General features: G+C 67.7%; 20 protein-coding genes. 6 read left to right on the top strand and 14 right to left on the bottom strand.

Translation table 11 applies throughout. The features are described from left to right. Positions 1-78: 78 nt before the first annotated feature. Both thrS and infC read left to right on the top strand, forming a co-directional pair. Entirely contained in the window at positions 79-2,043 is a 1,965-nt protein-coding gene (thrS, locus tag VHL31_RS12260; protein WP_349262422.1) for a threonine--tRNA ligase, read from the top strand. A 41-nt stretch (positions 2,044-2,084) separates the two neighbouring features. Next, entirely contained in the window at positions 2,085-2,603 is a 519-nt protein-coding gene (gene infC / locus VHL31_RS12255; protein ID WP_329661497.1) for a translation initiation factor IF-3, read from the top strand. Positions 2,604-2,610: 7 nt separating this feature from the next. On the opposite strand, the gene VHL31_RS12250 is transcribed toward infC, so the two are convergent. Continuing rightward, complete coding sequence (locus VHL31_RS12250; protein WP_329661496.1) at positions 2,611-3,144, bottom strand: Lrp/AsnC family transcriptional regulator; 534 nt, start codon at positions 3,142-3,144, stop codon at positions 2,611-2,613. A 132-nt stretch (positions 3,145-3,276) separates the two neighbouring features. On the opposite strand from VHL31_RS12250, the gene VHL31_RS12245 reads away from it, so the two are divergent. The 3 genes from VHL31_RS12245 (at position 3,277) to VHL31_RS12235 (ending at position 6,652) form a co-directional block, all read left to right on the top strand. Then, entirely contained in the window at positions 3,277-3,591 is a 315-nt protein-coding gene (locus tag VHL31_RS12245) for a hypothetical protein (protein WP_329661495.1), read from the top strand. An 84-nt stretch (positions 3,592-3,675) separates the two neighbouring features. Then, the gene (locus tag VHL31_RS12240) at positions 3,676-5,451 is read left to right on the top strand and encodes an aminopeptidase P family protein (protein ID WP_329661494.1); all 1,776 of its coding nucleotides are present in this window, start codon (positions 3,676-3,678) and stop codon (positions 5,449-5,451) included. 511 nt (positions 5,452-5,962) lie between these two features. Further along, a complete protein-coding gene (locus tag VHL31_RS12235; RefSeq protein WP_349262421.1) occupies positions 5,963-6,652 on the top strand; it encodes an adenylate/guanylate cyclase domain-containing protein in 690 nt (229 codons plus the stop codon). A gap of 21 nt (positions 6,653-6,673) precedes the next feature. Here VHL31_RS12235 and VHL31_RS12230 read toward each other — a convergent pair whose 3' ends face one another. Genes VHL31_RS12230 through VHL31_RS12215 form a run of 4 tightly spaced genes read right to left on the bottom strand, consistent with a single transcriptional unit; the run spans position 6,674 to position 11,548 of the window. Next, entirely contained in the window at positions 6,674-6,943 is a 270-nt protein-coding gene (locus tag VHL31_RS12230) for a PGPGW domain-containing protein (protein ID WP_329661492.1), read from the bottom strand. Next, complete coding sequence (ligA, locus tag VHL31_RS12225) at positions 6,940-9,030, bottom strand: NAD-dependent DNA ligase LigA (RefSeq protein WP_329661491.1); 2,091 nt, start codon at positions 9,028-9,030, stop codon at positions 6,940-6,942. The genes VHL31_RS12230 and ligA overlap by 4 nt, the downstream gene beginning before the upstream one ends. Continuing rightward, complete coding sequence (gene recN / locus VHL31_RS12220) at positions 9,031-10,689, bottom strand: DNA repair protein RecN (protein ID WP_329661490.1); 1,659 nt, start codon at positions 10,687-10,689, stop codon at positions 9,031-9,033. It abuts the gene before it with no gap. A gap of 13 nt (positions 10,690-10,702) precedes the next feature. Beyond that, positions 10,703-11,548, bottom strand: coding sequence for an outer membrane protein assembly factor BamD (locus VHL31_RS12215; protein WP_329661489.1), 846 nt, complete (start codon positions 11,546-11,548; stop codon positions 10,703-10,705). A 109-nt stretch (positions 11,549-11,657) separates the two neighbouring features. On the opposite strand from VHL31_RS12215, the gene VHL31_RS12210 reads away from it, so the two are divergent. Next, positions 11,658-12,077: a helix-turn-helix transcriptional regulator gene (locus tag VHL31_RS12210; RefSeq protein WP_329661488.1), complete on the top strand. Its 420-nt coding sequence runs from the start codon at positions 11,658-11,660 to the stop codon at positions 12,075-12,077. Here the strand turns inward: VHL31_RS12210 and VHL31_RS12205 are convergent. From VHL31_RS12205 to VHL31_RS12165, 9 genes are all read right to left on the bottom strand, one after another. Further along, a complete protein-coding gene (locus VHL31_RS12205; protein ID WP_329661487.1) occupies positions 12,060-12,686 on the bottom strand; it encodes a division plane positioning ATPase MipZ in 627 nt (208 codons plus the stop codon). The two genes, VHL31_RS12210 and VHL31_RS12205, sit on opposite strands and share 18 nt — an antisense overlap. Then, positions 12,683-14,257, bottom strand: coding sequence for a CYTH and CHAD domain-containing protein (locus tag VHL31_RS12200; RefSeq protein WP_329661486.1), 1,575 nt, complete (start codon positions 14,255-14,257; stop codon positions 12,683-12,685). Before VHL31_RS12200 ends, VHL31_RS12205 begins: the two co-directional genes overlap by 4 nt. Before the next feature lie 48 nt (positions 14,258-14,305). Continuing rightward, positions 14,306-15,367 carry a D-TA family PLP-dependent enzyme gene (locus tag VHL31_RS12195; RefSeq protein WP_329661485.1) on the bottom strand — a complete coding sequence of 354 codons (1,062 nt, stop codon included), beginning with the start codon at positions 15,365-15,367 and terminating at the stop codon, positions 14,306-14,308. An 18-nt stretch (positions 15,368-15,385) separates the two neighbouring features. After that, on the bottom strand, positions 15,386-16,219 hold the full coding sequence (locus VHL31_RS12190) for a hypothetical protein (RefSeq protein WP_329661484.1): 834 nt from the start codon (positions 16,217-16,219) through the stop codon (positions 15,386-15,388). 112 nt (positions 16,220-16,331) lie between these two features. Next, the gene (gene lpxC, locus VHL31_RS12185; RefSeq protein WP_329661483.1) at positions 16,332-17,249 is read right to left on the bottom strand and encodes a UDP-3-O-acyl-N-acetylglucosamine deacetylase; all 918 of its coding nucleotides are present in this window, start codon (positions 17,247-17,249) and stop codon (positions 16,332-16,334) included. Positions 17,250-17,506: 257 nt separating this feature from the next. Next, entirely contained in the window at positions 17,507-17,914 is a 408-nt protein-coding gene (locus tag VHL31_RS12180) for a hypothetical protein (RefSeq protein WP_329661482.1), read from the bottom strand. 123 nt (positions 17,915-18,037) lie between these two features. Beyond that, on the bottom strand, positions 18,038-19,012 hold the full coding sequence (gene ftsZ / locus VHL31_RS12175) for a cell division protein FtsZ (protein WP_329661481.1): 975 nt from the start codon (positions 19,010-19,012) through the stop codon (positions 18,038-18,040). 84 nt (positions 19,013-19,096) lie between these two features. Next, positions 19,097-20,395 (bottom strand): cell division protein FtsA, encoded by a 1,299-nt coding sequence (gene ftsA / locus VHL31_RS12170; RefSeq protein ID WP_329661480.1) that lies wholly within the window; start codon positions 20,393-20,395, stop codon positions 19,097-19,099. Next, on the bottom strand, positions 20,392-21,069 hold the full coding sequence (locus VHL31_RS12165) for a cell division protein FtsQ/DivIB (RefSeq protein WP_329661510.1): 678 nt from the start codon (positions 21,067-21,069) through the stop codon (positions 20,392-20,394). The genes ftsA and VHL31_RS12165 overlap by 4 nt, the downstream gene beginning before the upstream one ends. Positions 21,070-21,203 lie beyond the last annotated feature (134 nt).

Here is a 21,203-nt window from a genome sequence, read left to right as displayed (position 1 = left end):
CCCAGACTGCTGGCCGCAGCCCGGGATGGATGGCAACGAGTTGCCGGAGCGGAAGACAAGGTCGAACTCATGAGCATGATGGCGGATTCGAAGATGCATGCGGAGCACCACGGGGTTGCGGTGACCCTGCCGGACGGAGCGACGCGCACTTTCGAGACGCCGCCGACCGGCTTCGAGGTGGCGACGGGAATTGCCAAGAGCCTTGGCAAGAAGGCCCTGGCCATCGAGGTCGATGGCGAACTGCGCGACCTGTCCCGCCGGATCGACCGCGACGCGAAGATCCGGATCATCACGGCCGAGGATCCAGAGGCGGCCGCCTTGCTGCGCCACGACACGGCGCATGTCATGGCGGAAGCGGTGCAGAGCCTGTTTCCCGGCACGCAGGTGACGATCGGACCTTCGATCGAGAACGGCTTCTATTACGACTTTCATCGCGAGCAGCCGTTTACGACGGACGATCTGGCCGCGATCGAGAAGCGGATGGGCGAGATCGCCAAGGCTGACCGCAAGTTCACGCGGGAGGAAGTGAGCCGAGAGGAGGCGCGCGCGCGGTTCACGGCGTTGGGCGAGAAGTTCAAGCTGGAGCTGCTCGACGCTATTCCCGCCGACCAGCCGGTGACGCTTTATGGGCAGGGTGACTGGTTCGACCTGTGCCGAGGCCCGCATGGGCCGTCCACGGGGCGGATCGGCGCGTTCAAGCTGACCAAGGTCGCCGGTGCCTACTGGCGCGGCGATGCCAAGAACCCGCAGCTGCAGCGGATCTACGGCGTCGCCTTTCCGACGAAGGAGGCGCTGGATGCCCATCTGCACCAGCTGGAGGAGGCGGAGAAGCGCGACCATCGCCGGCTCAGCCGGGAGATGGATCTCTTCCATATCCAGGAAGAGGCAGTGGGCTCGGTCTTCTGGCACCCGCTGGGCTGGAAGCTGTGGCGCACGGTCGAGAACTACATGCGCCGGCGGCTGGAGGCGGCCAACTATCGTGAGGTACGGACGCCGCAGCTGATCGACCGGGTGCTGTGGGAGGCGTCCGGCCATTGGGACAAGTTCGGCAAGAACATGTTCACGGTCGAGAACGAGGACCGGGTCCTGGCGCTCAAGCCGATGAACTGCCCGGGCCACGTGCAGATCTTCCGCCAGCAGCAGCACAGCTACCGCGACCTGCCGCTGCGCATGGCCGAGTTCGGCGCCTGCCACCGCAACGAGCCATCGGGTGCGCTGCACGGCATCATGCGGGTGCGGGCCTTCACGCAGGACGATGCGCACATCTTCTGCGAGCCATCCCAGATCAACGTGGAGACGCAGACCTTCCTGGAGCTGCTGAGCTCGATCTATGCTGATTTCGGCTTTACCGACGTCAAGGTGAAGTTCAGCGACCGGCCGCCGCTGCGGGCCGGCTCCGACGAGGTTTGGGACCGGGCCGAGCAGGCGCTGCAGGAGGCGGTCGATGCGGCCGGGCTGGAATCGACGCCCAACCCTGGCGAAGGCGCCTTCTATGGGCCGAAGCTAGAATTCGTGCTGCGTGACGCCATCGGCCGTGACTGGCAGTGCGGGACGCTTCAGGTGGACTTCATCCTTCCGGAACGACTGGACGCTTCCTATATTGGGAAGGACGGGCAGAAGCACCGGCCGGTCATGCTGCATCGGGCCATCCTGGGCTCGATGGAGCGCTTCCTCGGCATCCTGATTGAGGAGCATGCCGGCAAGCTGCCGATGTGGCTGGCCCCGCTGCAGGTCGTGGTCGCGACGATCACGAACGAGGCGGATGGCTATGCCGACGAGGTGGGGGCCGCGTTCCGCGCGGCCGGGATCGATGTCGAGGTGGACAAGGGAGCCGAGAAGATCGGCTACAAGATCCGCCAGCACTCATTGCGCAAGGTGCCGTGGATCATCGCGGTCGGTGCCAAGGAGGCGGAGGGGCGCAGCGTCAGTCTGCGTCGCCTGGGCTCGCAGGCACAAGCCACCCTTCCGCTTGACGAAGCGGTGGCGTTGTGCCAGCGAGAGTCGATGCCGCCGGACATCGCGCGCACAACAAATGCGGGATGATCGGAGGATAGGGTCATGAACTACGGAGCTGCAAGAACCGGATGAGCAACGCTCGGGAAGAGTACGCGATCAACTACCACATCGAAGCCCGTGAGGTTCGCCTGGTCGGCGAGGACGGGGAGATGGTCGGCGTCGTGTCGTTGCGCGAGGCACTTGCCCGTGCAGAAGAAGCCGGTCTCGATCTGGTAGAAGTGTCGCCCACCGCGCGGCCTCCGGTCTGCAAGATCCTCGACTACGGCAAGTTCAAGTACGAGGCGCAGAAGAAGGCCGCCGAGGCGCGCAAGAAGCAGAAGGTCATCGAGGTCAAGGAGATCAAGCTCCGGCCCGGCATCGATGACAACGACTACAGCATCAAGATGCGCAAGGTGCGGGAATTCCTGACCGAGGGCGACAAGGTCAAGGTGACCATGCGCTTCCGCGGCCGCGAGATGGCACACCAGCATCTGGGCATGGACGTGCTCACCAAGGTCCGCGACGAAGTGCTCGACCTCGGCAAGGTCGAGCAGATGCCGCGCCTGGAAGGCCGCCAGATGGTCATGGTGATGGCTCCCTTGAAGTGAGCTTTCGTTATTGCTGATCACGAAGCTGGCCGGGGTCCTCCCCGGCCGGTTTTGTTTGTGGGCCGAGGGACGCAGCGGCCCGGATCGGCAGCGGCGCCTCGGACTTCACGCGCCGCAAGGAGAAGTTCGAGCGGATGTCGCTGATCATCGGCAGCGTCAGGAGACGATCCGTCAGCAGGCGCTCGTAGGCAACCAGGTCCGGCACGACGATCTCGGCGAGGAAGTCGGCCTCGCCGGAGACCATGTGGCAGCTCACTACTTCCGGCAGGGCTGCCAGCGCCTCCTGCAAGGCGGCTGCGGCTTCGCGGGAATGGCGGGCGACCTTGATGGCGGCAAAGACGGTGAGCCCGAGCCCGACGGCTTCGCGGGCGAGGATGGCGCGGTAGCCGAGCACGACGCCCTCGTTCTCCAGCCGCTTCACCCTTCGAAGGCAAGGTGATGGGGACAAGGCGACCTGGTCTGCCAGATCGACATTGCTGATCCGCCCATCCTTCTGGAGCAGCGCCAGAATGCGCAGGTCCATCATGTCAATCTCCGGCATTGTCTGCCTCTCCTCGGGGGTTCTGCACAACATCGTTGCCCAAAATGATGAAGACCGGGCATAAAGAGCAAGGACATGCCTTGGCTCCGTGTGACATTCCTTGTCTGGGGACATAGGCAAGGGAGATTTCGGATGCTGGCCCGTACCTGGCATGGCTGGACCTCGCCTGCGAAGGCGGATGCCTATGAAAACCTGCTCCGGCGCGAGGTCTTTCCCGCGATCGCGGCGCGGACCGGGCAAGGCCTGACGAGGATCGACCTCCTGCGGCGACCGGACGGGGAAGAGGTCGAGTTCATGACGATCATGTGGTTCGCGGACCAGGCGGCGCTGGACCGGTTCACGCACGGCAACGGCGAGGCAGCCTATGTCCCGGCGGCCGCCCGGGCGGTCCTCCAGCATTTCGACGACCGCTCCCGCCATTACGAGCTTCGGCACCGGCAGGAATGAGCGGCGGTACGGCACGAGGCCCCTCGCCCGGCATGGCCTCCAGCCGCTATGCAGGTGCCGTGTCGTCTCAAATGGGAACCGTCGATGAACATTGCCGAACGGCTGGCAGCACTGCGCGCGGAGCTCGCGAAGATGGAAGTCGACGGGTTCTGGATGCCCCGCACGGACGAACACGGCTCCGAATACCTGCCGCCGCATGCCGAGCGCGTGGCGTGGCTCACAGGCTTCACAGGCTCGGCCGGCGTGGTGTTGGTGCTGCCGGACATGGCGGCTGTGATGAGTGATGGACGCTATACCGTGCAGCTGGAACGGGAACTGGATCCTGCCCTGTTCCAGCGGGCCAACAGCACGCTGACACCGCCATCCGCCTGGCTCGCCGAGCATGTCCGTCAGGGCGCCAGGATCGGCTATGACCCCCGCCTGGTTCGCAAGCCCGAGCGGGAGGCGATGGCGAAGAAGCTGACAGCCGCAGGCGCGACCCTGGTCGCGCTGGACCGCAACCCGATCGACCTGATCTGGCACGACCGCCCGGCCCGGCCGGCGGAACCAGTGCACTCCCATCCGAAGGAATATGCCGGGGAAGAGGCGGCGGCGAAGACCGAGCGCATGGGCGTTGCCTTGGCCAAGGCCGGGGCAGACCAGTTGCTGATCACAGCGCCGGAATCGATCGCCTGGCTCTTGAACGTGCGCGGCGCCGACGTGCCGTTCAACCCGCTCCCGCTCGGCTTCGCCCTGCTGGGGACCGATGGTCATGTCCGGCTGTTCACCGATCGTACCAAGCTCGCCGGACTCGACCTCGGCAACCGCGTCACGGTCGAGGATTACGAGGCGTTCGAGCCGGCCCTCGACGAACTGGGCGGACGTCGGCTGCGGCTGCTCGTCGATCCTGCCTATTCGGCGGTCGGTTTCGCCGACCGGTTCGCCAGGGCGGGTGGCACGGTGATCGACGGGGAGGACCCGATCCCGCTGGCCCGTGCCATGAAGAACCACGTGGAGGTAGCAGGCGCCTATGCGGCGCAGCGGCGGGACGGGGCGGCGATGTCGCACTTTCTTTGCTGGCTGACGGAGGAAGCGGTACCGGCCGGCACCGATGAGATCGAGGCGGCCACCAAGCTCGCCAGCCTGCGCGCCGAGGACGCGTTGTTCCGTGGCCTCAGCTTCGATTCGATCAGCGCGCACGGGCCGAACGCTGCCCAGCCGCACTATCGCACCAGCATCGACACCAACCGGCGGCTGGAGACGGGCAGCGTCTACCTGATCGACAGCGGTGGCCAGTACCTGGACGGCACCACCGACATCACCCGCACCATCGGGCTGGGCCAGGTGCCGGCGTATGTGCGGGTACAGTTCACGCTCGTCCTGCAGGGCATGATCGCCCTTTCCCAGGCCGTGTTTCCCGAAGGTACCAGCGGTGCTCAGCTCGACACGCTGGCCAGGGCGCCGCTCTGGCGTCAGGGGTTCGACTTCGACCATGGCACCGGGCACGGGGTCGGCAGCTATCTGTGCGTGCACGAAGGGCCGGCCCGCATCGCCAAGGGACAGAGCCTCGTCAAGCTCCAGCCCGGCATGATCCTGTCGAACGAGCCCGGCCAGTACGTGCCGGGCAGTCACGGCATCCGGACCGAAAACCTGCTCGTGGTCCAGGAGGCGCCGACCCCGCCGGGCGGCGAGCGCAAGCTGCTGCGCTTCGGTACGCTGACCCTGGTGCCGATCGACCGGACCATGATCGTCGCAGCCATGCTGAGCGCGGACGAGCGAGCCTGGCTGGATGCCTACCATGCCCGGGTCCTGGCCGAGGTCGGGCCGCTGGTCGACGAGCGAACGCTGGCATGGCTGCAGCGGGCCTGCGCTCCGATCTGATCCTCGGGTTCGTTCGTGTAGATGCATGAGGGCCCGGACCGGCGACGACAAAGCCGGCTCGGGTTCGTTCGTGCATTCTTGACGACGGCCCGGGTCCTGCGTCCGTCGGGTTCGTTCGTGCAAAAACGATGATCGTGCGGCTGCATGCTCCTGTCCTTCGCCCGAGTGTAAGACTGGACTTCAGGATAGCACGATGTAGGCTTATGATCCTAATGCTGAAGGGGCTTCCGCTCAGCCCGGTTCGCCAGCCCCGTTCCTTGAACGGGTGCAGGTATACGCATGCACGGTCCAAGAGCGAACATCCCGGTCGCAAGCAGTCATGGCGGCCGGCGGCTCACCAGGTTCGCTTCGGGGCATCAACAACCAGCCTGCCAGCGAAAGCCTGCTTGATACGATCGTCCTTTGGGAACAGGCTGAATCGATAGTCTCTCTCCTGGCCGAATACTGGCCAGTGACACGCAGGTCCCAAGACGATGCCAAGGGCAAAGAGCTGCAAGGATGCTGGCAGCAGCTGCGCGTGCCGGTGCCATTGTACGGCGTCCTCTCGGTGCCATTCCGCCTGTTCGGCATCCGCCCGAGCCGGATGAACCCGAACACGTGCACCGCCTGCGAGCTGATGTTCAAGACACTGATGAAGGCACGCAAGATCACGATCGACGCGACCGTCATGTTCATCGACCTGAGAGGCTACACCAACCTTTCCCGGTCGCAGTCGCCCGACGCCGTCTCAGGCCTGCTCGACACGTTCTATGACGAGTGCGCGGAGGCGATCTGGGATCATGATGGGCTCCTGAACAAGACCCTGGGAGACGCCATCATGGCAGTCTTCAACTTCCCGATCCGGCAGCCCGATCATGTCAGGCAGGCTGTGCTCGCTGCCCGCGAGATCCAGCGGCGCTGTCGTGACAAGCGCGACGAACTCGTCCGGACGTTCGGCCTGGGCGCCAGCGATTTCGGAGTCGGTATCGGGATCGATACGGGCGAGCTCAGCTTTGGCGAGTTTGGCCGCTCGCACCGCGACCTGACGGCCATCGGGACCGTCGTGAACACCGCGTCGCGGACCCAATCGGTCGCGGAGGCCGGGCAGATCCTGGTCACCCGATCCGTGCACGACCGTGCGGCATCAGAGTTCGAGGACAGCCCCGTCCATGTCTACCGGCTCAAGGGCTACGACGCCCCGATCGAGCTTTACGGCGCCTGACGGAACCTGCCGGCCCCTTTCTCAAGCCCGCCCGACCAGCCATCGGACGCCGTTCGTGCACTTGTCGATCCAGCGTTCGGCCATGCCCTCGGCCTGCTCGATCATCCGGCCCATGGCCGGCCAGCGCCCGCGGATATAGCCGAGTGAGCGGTTGGCCCAGGAAGCGTGCTTGCTGAGCAGGATCAGTCCGATGAAGATGAACAGGAAGCCTTGCAGGAACGGCAGAACCAGGCCGAGCACGCCCAGGACCAGGAAGCTGTAGCCCAGGACGAGCGTCACGATACGGGTCATCGGCGGTCCGTCAGTTCGAGGAACTCCTGCTCGGTCATGGTCTGCACGCCCAGCGCTTGCGCCTTGGCAGCCTTGGAACCAGCGTCCGAGCCTACCACCAGATAGTCCGTATTCTTCGAGACGGAAGAGCCGACCTTCGCGCCGAAGCGCTCGGCCCGTGCTTTGGCCTCCGAGCGGCTCATGGTTTCGAGCGTGCCGGTAAAGACGATCGACTTGGCTGCCAGCGGGCTGTTCGTCGCCACGTCCGGGGCAACCGCGTCCTGGATGGTCAGCTGGGCCGCCAGACGGTCGACTGCCTCGACGTTGTGCGGCTCGCCGAAAAAGGCGCGCAAGGCATCGATCAGCGCGCTGCCGATCCGATCGACATCGTCGAGCCGCGCCAGTTCCTCGGGGTCGCCTGCCCCCAGCTTCAGCATCCCCTCGCGCCACCGGTCATAGCTGCCATAGGCGCGGGCAAGTAGCCTGGCATTGACCTCGCCCGTGAAACGGATGCCGAGCGCCAGGATGAAGCGGGCCAGCGGGACCGTGCGGTGCGCCTCGATCGAGGCCACCAGGTTCTCGACCTTGCGCTTGCCCCAGCCTTCCAGGGTGCGCAGGCGGTTCAGGCGCTCTTCGTCGCGGGAAAGCAGGAACAGGTCGGCCGGCTCGTGAAGCAGGCCCGCCTCGATCAGCTGCGGCACCTGCTTCTTGCCCAGGCCCTCGATGTCGAAGGCATCGCGGCCGACCATGAGCTGCAGCCTGCCGGCGACCTGCGCCCGGCAGATCAGGCCACCCGTGCAGCGCCGGACCGCCTCGCCTTCCAGCCGCACGGCATGACTGCCGCAGACGGGGCAGGTGTCGGGAAAAACATACTCGCTGGTACCTTGCGGCCGCTCGGCCTGGATCACCTCCACGACCTGGGGGATCACGTCGCCAGCGCGCTGGATCAGGACCGTGTCGCCGATCCGGATGTCCTTGGACCTGATGAAGTCCTCGTTGTGCAGGGTCGCCCGCGCGACGGTGACACCGCCGACGATCACCGGCTCCAGCTCGGCGACCGGGGTCAAGGCACCGGTGCGGCCGACCTGGATGGTGATGTCGTTCACCTTCGTGCGGGCCTGCTCGGCCGGGAACTTGTGCGCGATCGCCCAGCGCGGGGCGCGGCCGACGAAGCCCAGCCTTTCCTGCAGCGCGATGTCATCGACCTTGTCGACCACGCCGTCGATCTCGTAGCCCAGCTCCGCCCGCTGCCGACCGATCTCGGCCTGATGCTCCACCAGCTCATCCGCGGTGTGGCAGAGCCTGGTCAGCGGGTTCACGACGAAGCCCCAGTCGCGCAGGCGCTGGAGGAAGTCGGCATAGCGGCCGCTGCGGATCGGCGGGTCCGCCTCGCCCCAGCCATAGGCGAAGAAGCGCAAGGGGCGCCTGGCGGTGATCCGGCTGTCAAGCTGGCGAAGCGAGCCGGCAGCGGCATTGCGCGGATTGGCGAAACGCTCCTGGCCGGCCTCTTCCTGCTCCTCGTTGATGCGCAGGAAGGCGGAGCGCTCCATGTAGACCTCGCCGCGCACCTCGATCACCGACGGGGCCTCGCCATGCAGGCGGGTGGGCACGTCCTTGATGGTGCGGACGTTGTTGGTCACGTCCTCGCCGGTCGTACCGTCGCCGCGGGTGGCGCCGCGGACCAGGATGCCGTCCTCGTAGCGCAGCGAGCAGGACAGGCCGTCGATCTTGGGCTCGGCCACATAGTCGTTGGCAGCGTCCTCGGGTCGGCGCAGATAGCGGTTCACCCTGGCCACGAACTCGTGGATGTCCTCCGCCGTCATCGCATTGTCGAGCGAGAGCATCGGCACGGCATGGACCACCTTGCCGAAGGCGGAGACGGGCGGGGCGCCGACCCGGTGGTTTGGGCTGTCCGGCCGCACCAGATGCGGGAATCGCTGCTCGATGGCGTTGTTGCGGCGGCGCAGCTCGTCGTACTGCGCATCGGTCAGGTCGGGCTTGTCTTCCTGGTAGTAGCGCCGGTCGGCGTCAGCGATGCGCAGGGCCAGGCGCTCCAGCTCGGTGCGCGCAGCATCCTCGTCCAGTTCGTCGACCGGGAGTTCCTTCATCTAGCCTACCGCATCCTGGAGAAGGCTGTCGGCGGCAGCACGGGCCGCGGCGGTGATCTGGGCGCCGGCCAGCATGCGGGCGACCTCGTCGCGACGCTCCTCCCCTTCCAGCCGCTCCACCGTGACCCGGGTACGGTCCTCTTCCTGCACCTTCACCACCCGCAGATGGCTCTGGGCGCGGGCGGCGACCTGGGGCGCGTGGGTGACGACCAGGACCTGGCGGTCGGCGGCCAGGCGCGCCAGCCGCTCGCCGATCGCGTCTGCCGTCGCTCCACCGGTGCCGGCGTCGATTTCGTCGAACACGAGCGTGCCGACCGGCTGCAGGCGGGCCAGGACGACCTTGAGGGCCAGCATGAAGCGGGCTAGCTCGCCGCCGGACGCGATCTTGCCGATCGGGCCGAAGGGCTGGCCGGGATTGGTGCGAACCTCGAAGGCGACCCGCTCGGCACCCTCCTGGCCGTAGGCTTCCGGCTCCAGCGGGGTCAGGGTCACACGGAGGGTGGCACGCTCAAGCTTGAGCGGCGCCAGCTCGGCAGCAACGGCGGCACCCAGCGTCTGCGCGGCGCGCTCACGGGCAGCCGACAGAGCCTTCACCGTGTCAAGGAAGCGCTCGTGCAACGCCTTGGTTTCGGCTTCCAGGCGGACGATGTCGGCAGCGCCGGTCTCGATCTGGGCCAGGGCAGCCACGAACTCGTCCTGCAGGCCTTCCAGCTGGTCGGCAGAGACGCGGTGCTTGCGGGCAAGGGCGCGCAAGGCGAACAGGCGTTCCTCGACCTCGTCCAGACGGCCTTCGGCGTGGATCAGCTCGCGCAGACGCTCCGCAGTGGCGCGCTCCACGTCGGCCAGTTCCGACGAGGCGCGTTCCAGCCCGTCCACGATCTGCTCCAGGCTCGGATCGTCGACGCCGGAGCGGTCCAGCTTGCGCTGGGTGTTGGCCAGCCGCTCGGCGGCATCGGCCAGGCCCTTGGCAGCCTCGTCGAACAGGGCGATCTGGCGGTCGCGGGTCTGCAGGCGCTGGCGCTCCTTGGCCAGCTCCTCTTCCTCGCCCGGCACCGCGCCGAACTTTTCGAGCTCGGCCAGGTGCGCACGCAGGCGTTCCTCGTCCGCGGCCGCCTGGTCGGCCGCCCGCTTGCGCTCATCCAGTCGCGTGCGCATGTCGCGCCAGGCCTGCCAAGCCCGGCGGACGGCCTCGGCCTCCGCCTCATGGCCGCCGAACGCGTCGAGCAGGGCGCGGTGGCGGGTGGGGTCGGCGAGACCACGCTGCTCGAACTGGCCATGGACCTCCGCGAGGTCGCGGCCCACCCGCTCCAATGTGCCGATCGCGACCGGCTCGTCCTCGATGAACCCGCGCGAGCGACCATCGGCGAACACCACGCGGCGCAAGGAGATCTCCTCGCCGCAGGCGATGCCCTGCTCTGCCAGGAACGGGCGCGCCGGATGGTCGGGCGGCAGGGTGAACAGGGCGGTGACGGAGCCCTGGGTGGTGCCGATGCGGACCTGGCCGCGCTCGGCCCGGGCCCCGGTGGCCAAGCCCAGGCAGTCCAGCAGGATCGACTTGCCGGCACCGGTCTCGCCGGTCAGCGTGGTCAGTCCCTCCCCGAACTCCAGGTCCAGCCGGTCCAGGAGCAGGAGGTCGCGGACGTTCAGGCTCTGGAGCATGAAGGGTGCGAGGTCAGAACAGGTTCGACAGCCACGAGCCGCTGTCCTCCGCGGGTTGCAGGTTCTGGTCCTCCAGCAGCGCATAGGACCGCTCGTACCAGATAGAGCCCGGATAGTTGTAGCCAAGCACGGCCGCGGCCGACTGTGCTTCCTTGCGCACGCCCAGCGCCAGATAGGTCTCGGTCAGGCGGAACAATGCTTCCGGCACGTGCGAGGTCGTCTGGTAGTTCTCGACCACGTTGCGGAAGCGGTTGATCGCGCCGACATACTGCTTGCGGGTCTCGTAGTAGCGCCCGATCTCCATTTCCTTGCCGGCCAGATGGTCCTGGATCAGGTCCAGCTTGAGCCTTGCATCGCGCGCGTAGTCGCTCTCGGGATAGCGGCGCACCATCTCGTCGAAGGACTGCAGGGCGCGCTCGGTCATGTCCTGGTCGCGGCCGACATCGCTGATCTGCTCGTAGTAGCAAAGCCCGATCAGGTAGTAGGCATAGGGCGTGGCCTCGTCGCCCGGATGAAGGTCGATGAAGCGCTCGGCCGCACCCACGGCTTCCTCGTACGAATCGCCCTCGTAATAGGCATAGGCGGCTTCCACCTGGGCACGCTTGGCCAGCTCCGAGTAGGGGTGCTGGCGCTCGACTTCCTCATAGGCGGCGGCGGCCTGCAGCCACTGGCCGTTCTGCGAGAACTCCTGCGCTTCGGCGTAGAGCTGCTCGGCCGGCTTGTCCGGAGTCAGGTCGACCTGGTCGGCAGAGTTGCCGCCGCACGCGGAAAGCGAAAAGAACAGCATCACCGCCGCCGCCCTCAAGCCGCGCCGCAGCGGGTTCTTCCACCTGACGTCACTGACGTCGATCCCTCGCATTCCTTGTAGCCCGTTCCACCAAAGGTTATGATCAAGCGTGGCGGAGCCAGCTTAGCGGAGCCTTGGCGCGCAAGCCAGCCACGGCGACCTGCAGCGCTTAGGGCCGATCATGGAACGTGAACAGCTCATCGAGCGGAAAATCGGCGAGCGCATGCGCCGCCGGCGGGTCGAACTGGGCCTGACCCAGGAGCAGGTCGGCCAAGTCATCGGCGTGTCCTACCAGCAGATCCAGAAGTTCGAGCGGGGCGCCAACCGGGTGAGTGCTGCCAGGCTCATCCTGATCGCCGAGCGCCTGCGCACCGACATCGACTGGCTGTGCGGGACCAGCGATACCCACCCGCCTCCCGGCGGGCGGATCACCCGGGACGCCTGGGCGGACCGGACGCCCGATGCCGCCATCCAGGCGGAGCGAGCCGCGCTCGACCTGGTCCGGCAGTTCGCGCAGATCGACCAGGGCAGCGTGCGTTCGGCCCTGGGCGGGCTGGTTCGGGCCGTGGTCGAGCGGCGCAGCTCAGCGCGGCGTGTCTAGCCGCTCGACCAGATCCACCCACTCCGCCCGCGCCGCCTCGTGGCGGGCGCCGGCAACGTCGAAGATGGATAGGCCGCCGGAGGCCAGTTCCTCGAACACGGCACGATCGGCGATGCGCGCCACGACCGGCAGCTCCAGCCCACGCACATAGGCTTCCAGTCGCGCCGCCGCACGGGTGCGCGGGCGCAGCCTGTTGAGCAACAGCACGACCTCCTTGCGGCCCTTGCGCACCGATTTCTGCCTGGCGAGCTTGCCCAGGAACCGCTCGGTCCCACCCTGGTCGAACAGAGAGGGCTGCATGGGGACCACGACCTTGTCGGCCATGTCCAGCAGGTCCTCGATCTCGTCGCCGTCCAGGTTGGCGGGGGCGTCCACCACCAGCCGCTCGATCTCCGGCGGCACCTGGTCCAGACGCTTCGACCAGTCGAGCGCACGGATTGCGGGGTGGCCGGCGGGCCTGGCGGCGAGCCAGGCCAGGCTGGAGCGCTGGCGGTCGGCATCGGCCAGGGCCGTGCGGCGGCCACGTGCGGCCAGGGCCGCTGCGAGCGTGGTCGCGATCGTGGACTTGCCGACGCCACCCTTGCCGTTGCCCACCAGGATCCGGATCACTCCTCGCTCCTCCAAAAGGGCTCGGCATTCTTGAACGCCCGCCAGGCGGCGACGAGCTCCGGCTCGTCGGCCAAGGCCGCATGGCCATGCCAGCCCACCACCAGGCCGCCCCCGCGCGCGGCCAGTGCCGGGTCGGCCGCCCGAAGGCCTGGGTCGCTCAACAGGCTGTCGGCCGTGGCACCGGCCACCGCCGCGTCGTTGAAGCGGCCCATGTGGTCCTGCAGGCGCGAGAGGCGGCGCAGATAGGGCTTCACCCGGTCCTCGTCGAACAGGCCGGCGAACGCATCCGCGCCGTAGCGGAGCTTTTTCAGCGCGATCCGCACCTCATGGCGCTCGGGCGGGGACAGCTCGGCAAACCCACGCCCCTGCCGCAGGACCTTGCGCAGCGCCTTTTCCAGGATCGAAGCTGCGGCTTCGGCCGCAGGCATCGCCAGCTGGTCGGCGCTGGATGAATCAAAGCCCGTGCGCCAGCCGCGCATGTCGAGCCAGGCGGACAGGCGCAGGACGGCGCGCGCATAGGAGCGTTCGCCAACCTTGGCATGCGCCTTGGCATAGGCGGCCACACGGGCCTGTTCCACGAGGCTGCGCAGGGCTGCCGGCGCCGGGTCCTGAGGCCTGGCCTCGGCCACGGGGCGCAGCAGCTCGGTCTCGAACACGTCCAGGTCACGGGCAGCACCCAGCGCCTGCACGATCTCCCGCAGCTCCGCCGACAGCGAGCGCCGCTGGGCCTCCGGGATGAGGTCCTTGAACAGGGTCAGCAGCGAGCGCAGGCGCCGAAGGGCCACCCGCATCTGGTGGACGCCTTCCGGGTCACCGCCGTGCTGAACCGCCGCCTCGTTGCCGAGCCATTGACGCATCGCCGCCGCGATGGAGGCGATCATCACCTCCTCGATGTTGGAGTCCGGGGTGATGACCGGGCGCTCGGCCTTCTCGGGCCGGGGCGGCAGGCCGGCATGGAGACGGAAGCCGCGCTCCCACTTGGCGAGCGTGCCGAAGCGGACCGGGACCAGGTCGGCGCAGCGCAGGGCCAGGGAGAACAGGCATGCCGGGTCGCCCTCGACCAGTTCGAGCTCCAGCTCGCCCACGGCGGCCTGGCGGCCCCCGGCATGGATCGTCCCCTCGTCCAGTGCCAGGTTGACCACGCCGGTACGGCCGTGTTCGTCGGTCCAGCGCAGGTCCGCGACGTCGCGGCGGATCTCGGAGCGGACGATTGGGACGACGCCGCGAGCCGTGATGGCCGAAACGACGTCGGCGAGTTCCGGGTCGGTCAGCAGGGCCGGGTCCGGAAGCTCTGATGCGATCGGCATCTCCCACTCGTCGCGCGCGAACAGCACGCCCTCCGAGCGGCGCTCACGTTTCACGGTCTGCAGCCAGCGCCGCCCGTCCCGGCGCACGCGCAGGCTGATGCCGCAGGCCTCCCTGAGCCAGCAGTCCTCGGTGTCGTAGTAGGTCGTGACCAGCTGCTTGTGCTTGGGCTTCCCCTGCATGCCCGCGGCGATCATAGGCTCCTGGAGCAGCCTGCGCAGATCCGCCGGATCGCCCTCAAGCTTCAGCTCACGCTCGACACCCATCTCGCCGTCCTGATCGATTCACCCAGGACGGCAAGCTTGCAGAAAATCTCAGGTCAATCTACCGCGCGCCGCTACCTTCGCCAGGGTTTCCACGTTGCTTCCCCTGCACAATGCGACGTGGTCGTAAAGGTTGCTCACCGGGCATGCATGGTTCGGCAGGATGCGCACACGCTCGCCGATCCTCGGTCGCGGCCCCTGCACGGCGCTCAGGTCGACATGGCCATGCTCCTCGGACAGGCCCTGGATCACGGCGTCCGGATACTCGGCGATCCGGCCATAGCCGTTCAGGCCGGCCAGATCCGAGGTCAGCGCCTTCGACCCGGTATCCAGGATGGCGCGATCGGCGGTGGGACGCGACACGACGGTGGCCAGCACATGCAGCGCACAATCCTCCAGCGCGATGCACCCGGCCCGGATCTGCATGCGATCGCCATAGATGTAGGTGCCCGAGCGGTGCTCGGTGACCCATCCCTGGGTGTGCGCCGTCCACATGTCCGGACTGCCGCCGGACGACAGGATCGGCGCCTCGATGCCATGCGCCTTCAACCGCTCGACCGTCTCCGCAAAGTAGGCCGCCACGTTCGGCTGCCCGCCAGGCGGCGGATAGGTCAGGAGCCCGGCAAAGCGCAGGCCGGGCGTAGCGGCAATGTGCCTTGCCAGCGCCACCGTCTCCTCGATCGACTGCGTCCCGTTGCGCTTCGCACCGGTGTCGCATTCGACCAGCATCTCGACGTCCATGCCGGCCTCGGCAAAGGCCTTGCCGATCGGGTCGGCCACCTCGGCATGGTCGGCGACGAGGATCAGGCGGATCCGCTTTGCCAGTGCCACGGCACGCTCGAGCTTGGGGCGGCCCAGCAGGTTGAAGGGGATCAGGATGTCGTCGATGCCGGCATCGGCCATCACCTCGGCCTCGCCGAGCTTCTGGCAGGCGATGCCGTGGGCACCCAGCGCCACCTGCAGCCGCGCGAACTCGACCAGCTTGTGGGTCTTGATGTGCGGCCGGTTGGCGATGCCGTGCCGATCGCAATAGTCCTGCCAGCGCTTCAGGTTGGCTTCGACCCGGTCGAGATCGACCAGGACGGAGGGTGTGTCGAGGTCATCGATCTGCATGAAACGTCGCCATCTCCGTCATTCGTCCGTTGGCCCGGCGGGTTCGTCGCCGGACGGTTGTGCATCGCCTTGCGCAGGCAGATCGACTGGCTGGCCGGCTTCCGCCAGCCGCTGCTCCAGGACAGTCCGCTCGGCTTCGAGTTCCGCCACGGTCGCCTCCAGCTCCCGGACGCGCAGGGCCAGTTCTTCTTCCTGCGGCGTGAAGGCATGGTCGACAGGATCCTCGCCATAACGCGGGTCCTGCTCAAGGGCGGTCGCGTCGTCGGGCAGGGCTGCCGTCCTGGCCATTTCCAGCTCCAGTTCCAGCGCCCGGATCCGGTCGGGGATGGTCGCCTCGTCGATCTGCCCCCGGGCGGCCGCTTCCCTCCTGGCAAGCTCGGCCGCCTCGGCCGCCCTCGCCGCCGCCTGTTCCGCCGCCTCGGCCCGGCGGACCGCCTCGTCGTGGCTCGCCTGCAGCCGGTCGAAGCTGGCGCGGAGTTCATCATAGGCGGCCTGGGTCGGTCCTGCCTGGACCGGACGCCGCTTCAGGCCCTCCAGCTCGGCGGCCAGTTCCGCCCGCTTCTGGCGGGTCTCGTCGAGCGCCGTGCGCAGGGCCTGGATCTCGTCCACGGCGACGGGTGGGGGCTCAGGCGCACGCACCACCGGGACATTGGCAAGGGCCGGGGCCGGCATGGCATGGGACTGCAGCCAGCCGTAGGCGAAGGTGCCGCCCAGCACCGCCACGAGCATGGTCAACAGCAGCACTGCCAGTGCCAGGCGGATCTGCGCCGCCCGCGTGAAAACCTTCCAGCGACCGCGTCCGGTGCCGTCATAGCTGTAGAAATGGCGGTCGACGAACAAGCCGCGCAGCACGAATCCCTTCCCGGACGGAGACAAGGCCCAGGGCAACACTCGCCCGTGCGCGATCTAGCACGTCACGAAAGGGTCCGCACCTTGCGGCACGGCCGAAGGTTGGCGGCGACGCTCAGGCCGTCGCCGCCACCTTGACCCGTGCCTGGGCAGAAGGCGCTTCGATAGTGAAGTCCTCGTCCGTGTCCTCGACATACCGCCATGCGGTCCGGTCGGCGAGCAGGGCCCGGACCAGCTTCACATGGAGTGCATGGCCGGCCCGATGGCCCGTCCAGCGGCCCACCACCGGCGCACCGGCCAGGAAGGTGTCGCCGATCGCGTCCAGCAGCTTGTGCCGCACGAACTCGTCGGGGAAACGCAGGCCGCCGGGGTTGAGGATCCCCTCCGGACCGACCACGACTGCATTCTCCAGGGAGCCGCCGCGGGCCAGCCCGCGAGCGCGCAGCTGCTCGATGTCGGCGGCAAAACCGAAGGTCCGCGCCGAGCCAAGCATCCGCCCCAGCCGCTTCGGCTCGAACGGCACGCTCAGCGCCTGGGCGCCGACCGCCGGATGGTCGAAGTCGATGGAGGCGCCGTAACTGGCGAAGGGTGCGGGGTCGAGCCGCGCGAACTTGCCGGCCGCCTCGACCAGGACGGGCTTGATCACCTCGATCCGGCGGAGCGGCCGATCCTGCTCGCGCACGCCGGCGCATTCCAGGAGGAAGAGGAAAGGTGCGGCGCTGCCGTCCATGATCGGCACTTCCGGCCCGTCGAGCTCGACCGTGACGTTGTCGATCTCGGCCAGCGCGAAGGCGGCCATCAGATGCTCGATCGTCGCGACCTTGGCATCGTCGGGACCGACCAGCGTCGTGCACATGGTGGTGTCACCGACCCGATCCGCGGTCGCGGGGATGACCGGCCGGCCCGGAAGATCGGTGCGCACGAAGATGATCCCGGTGTCGGGCGCTGCCGGCAACAGGGTCAAGGAGACCTTGCGGCCACCGTGCAAACCGATACCGACGCAGCCAATCCGGTGCGCGATCGTACGCTGCATCCGGCCCGAGCGGCTGGCCCGGACATCTAGGTCCCGAGCTCCGTGCTCGCCAAGCTGGCTACCCGAGTTGATCACTTCTTGTCGCTCCGCTTCCAAACGAACCGAAAGCCGGCCCGGCCATGCCACCCTGGAAAGGGCGATCAGGACGGACCGGCGTCCGGCACTGTTCAGATAGGCAGAGGGAAGACTAGCCGCTACTCACAGTTGGTTACCGATTGTTACAGCCTTCTGTTCATGTGACAGAAGAGCTTCAGTGCTCAACTCCTTGAACGATCACGGCGCAGGAAAGCGGGAATCTCAGCGACCGGATCACCGCCAACAGCGTTGCCGGCCTGTTCCCAACGGAGGTGCTGGGGCTGCTCGGTGCGCGGCTGGATCGGCTGCGCGTCCCCGCCAAAGCCCAGGCCCTTGCTCATCTTGCTGAACAGGTTGCTTAGGCGGTCCTCGGCGCGGCCAAGGCCGGACAGCTGCCGGCTGCGGCGGTCGGCACCGAACTCCGCGTCGGCGGTCTCGAACTCCCGCTCGTCCTGGGAGGGGGCCGCCTCGTGGGACGCAGCGGCATAGGCATCGTCGCGCGCGGCCTCGGGAGCCTCGGCGCGCGCTTCGCTCCGCTCGGCCACGCTGCGGATATGGGAGTCGATCTGCTGGGCGGACGTGGGGGCCATCTGGGAAGCGGGGCGCAGCGTCGGATAGGCCTGCGACAGCGGACGGGCGATCTGCGGCTGGAAGCGCAGGGTTGACTGCGGTGCCGCGGCCGGCGTCTGCTCGACGGCGGCCTGGGCCCGGCGCTAGCGCTCGGGCATGGCGATGCCGGTCGCCACCACCGAGACGCGGATCTTGCCGTGCATCGACTCGTCGAAGGTCGAACCGAAGATGATGTTGGCGTCCTGGTCGACTTCCTCACGGATGCGGTTGGCGGCGGCATCGACCTCGAACAGGGTCATGTCCGGGCCGCCGGTGATGTTGATGAGGACGCCGCGGGCACCCTTCATCGACACCTCGTCGAGGAGTGGATTGGAGATAGCGCTCTCCGCGGCCTCGATGGCCCGGCGCTCGCCCTCGCTCTCGCCGGTCCCCATCATCGCCTTGCCCATCTCGCCCATGACGGTGCGGATGTCGGCGAAGTCCAGGTTGACGAGGCCGGGCATGACGATCAGGTCGGTGACGCCGCGCACGCCCATGTGGAGGACCTGGTCGGCCATCTGGAAGGCTTCGGTGAAGGTCGTGCGCTCATTGGCGATCCGGAACAGGTTCTGGTTCGGGATCACGATGAGTGTGTCGACCCACTGCTCCAGTTCCTCGATGCCGCTCTCGGCCAGGCGGGCACGATAGCCGCCTTCGAACTGGAAGGGCTTGGTGACCACGCCCACGGTCAGGATGCCCTGCTCCTTCACCGCCTTCGCGATAACCGGGGCAGCACCAGTGCCGGTACCGCCGCCCATGCCGGCGGTGATGAACACCATGTGGCTGCCGGAGAGCGCGTCGATGATCTCGTTGCGGGCTTCCTCGGCGGCAGCGCGGCCGATCTCGGGACGGGCACCTGCCCCCAGCCCGTGGGTCACGGTGTTGCCGAGCTGGATCTTCCGATCGGTCAGGCAGCGGTCCAGCGCCTGGGCGTCGGTGTTGCAGGCGACGAACTCGACCCCTTCAAGGTGTGCGGTGATCATGTTGTTGACGGCATTGCCGCCAGCACCACCGACACCAACCACACTGATCCTGGGCTTCAGGTCGTGTGCCACCGGCATGGTCAAGTTGATCGTCATGTTGTCCTCCACCCTCACCCGACCTCGCGCTCTCGTCGGGCCGTCAGCCGCCACCACGAAGCCGCCCCCCTGGACGGCGTCACATCAGAAATTCTCGCGCAGCCAATTGCGGAACCTGGACCAGCCGCGCCCCAGCGACGTGCTCGCCGCTTCGTTCCGCCAGCGCTGTCCACCGTCCTCACCCCGACATAGGCCGAGTGCACCGTTCGCGGCGCTCGCGCAAGGCTCGCATTCGTAGACGTCGCCGACCTGGATCCGGTCCGGCAGACCAAAGCGGACGGGCAGGCCGAACATCTCGTCCACCAGCTCGACCAGACCCTCGATCCGCGATGCCCCGCCTGTCAGCACGAGGTTGGCCGGCGGCATGGTCCGGAACAGCTCCGCGTGCTCCTTCAGCCTGCCGCGGAGCAATTCCAGGATCTCCTCGACCCTCGGCCGGGCGATCTCGGTCAGCCGCGAGCGTGCCACTTCGCCCGACGGCCACTTCTCCGGGTCGCCCACATGCGGCACGGCGATGCGCTGGTCGGCGTCACCATGTCGCGCCTGCACGCTGGTGTAGAGCGACTTGATCCGCTCGGCGTGGCTGCGCTGCGTGGCCAGTCCATGGGCGAGGTCGGCGGTAATGTGCTCGCCCCCATAGGGGACCGACGCCAACAGCGCCAAGCGGCCACCATGGAAGTGCGCAGCACTCGACACGCCCCCGCCAAGGTCCAGGACCATGCAGCCCCGCTCCCGCTCGTCCGGGGTGGTCACCGACCAGCCAGATGCGTAGCCGGCGCACACCACCTCGTCGACGTCGAGATGGCAGCCATCCAGGCAGGACCGGAGCTGGGCGACGTGCCGGCTGTCCATGCTCACCGCATGCACCAGCATCTGCAGGCGTTCGCCGCGCATGCCGCGCGGATCGCGCAGGGGCTGCCCATCGTCGATCGAAAGTTCCAGAGGCAGCAGATGGACGATCGAACGGTTCGGGCTGCCCATCTGGACGCGGGCCGCGTCCATGCCCCGCTCGATGTCGGAACGGTCGACGGCGCGGCCGAACAGCGGCACCTCGACCCTGGCATGGGTGGAGGCGGGCCGGCCGCCGCTGGTCACGGCCACGACGGAGCGGAGTTCCTCGCCGGCCGCACGTTCCGCCTCGTGCACGACGGCGGCCACGCCGAACTCGGCATCGTCGCCATCGACGATCTCGCCACTGCGCACGCCGTCGGCGGCCTGGTAGCCCTTGCCGCGCAGCTCGAAGCCGCCCGAACGCCTGGCACGGACGATCCAGCAGCCGAACTTGGTGCTGCCGATGTCCACGACCGCCCGGACCCGGACGGAATGCGCTCCCTCCTGCCCGGCCGGCGGTGACTTGCGCTGGACGAGGGTGGCGGCGCTCATGCGCCCTCCTTGTCGTCGCCGGCGATCCGCGGATCGGGCCGGACAACGATCCCGCCCAGCGCGCGCATGTCGAGGGCCACCACCGCCTTGTCCAGCAGGCCGTCGCCCGCCTGGATGCGCGCCAGCTTGTGCCAGGCTTCGGCAGCCCCCTCTTCAGGCAACCTCACCTCGACCCGGCCATCGATCCAGACGTTCCAGCGCCGGTCGCCGACGCGCCTGGCGCCGGACACGCGTTCGTAGAGGGCGGGTTCGGAGCGGATCAGGGCGAGCAGATCGCCAGCATGCCGCTGGGCACCCTCGCCGGCAACGGTCGGCAGGTTGGCGAACGGTCGCAAATCCGTCATGTTCACGACCTGTCCGTCCTCGTCGATCAGCACGAGCCGGCCACTATCGGCTTCGGCGAGTGCAAGCGGTTGCCGTTCAACCAGGCTGACGTGGAGCGTGTCGGGCAGCCGGCGCTGGATCGTCGCAGACTTCACCCAAGGGAGCTCCTCGATACGGCGTCGTGCGTGGTCGATATCAACCGTAAGTATATTGGCACCCCTCAGGCCATCAAGAACTGTCCGCAATTCATCCACAGAAGTTCGCACTCTCCCATCACTGGAGAGTTTCCGCACAACCAGCCCTGCCTGTCCTGTTGCGCCTCGCCAGGCGAGTTCCGCGGATGCCAGCATTGGCAGCACGTGCGAGTGCCCGAAGTTTATCCACAGGCCGGGGATGATCGCGCCCACGAGAAGGAGGATCATTCCGCTGGTCACGACGGGCTTTACCCAGCGTGGACGCGGCTTCGCCCTTCGCAGGGTGTGGA

The sequence above is a fragment of the Geminicoccus sp. genome (assembly GCF_036263595.1).
Lineage (GTDB): Bacteria > Pseudomonadota > Alphaproteobacteria > Geminicoccales > Geminicoccaceae > Geminicoccus.
The sequence above is the reverse complement of the archived record's forward strand: the minus strand, read 5'-3'. Positions and strand labels throughout refer to the sequence as shown.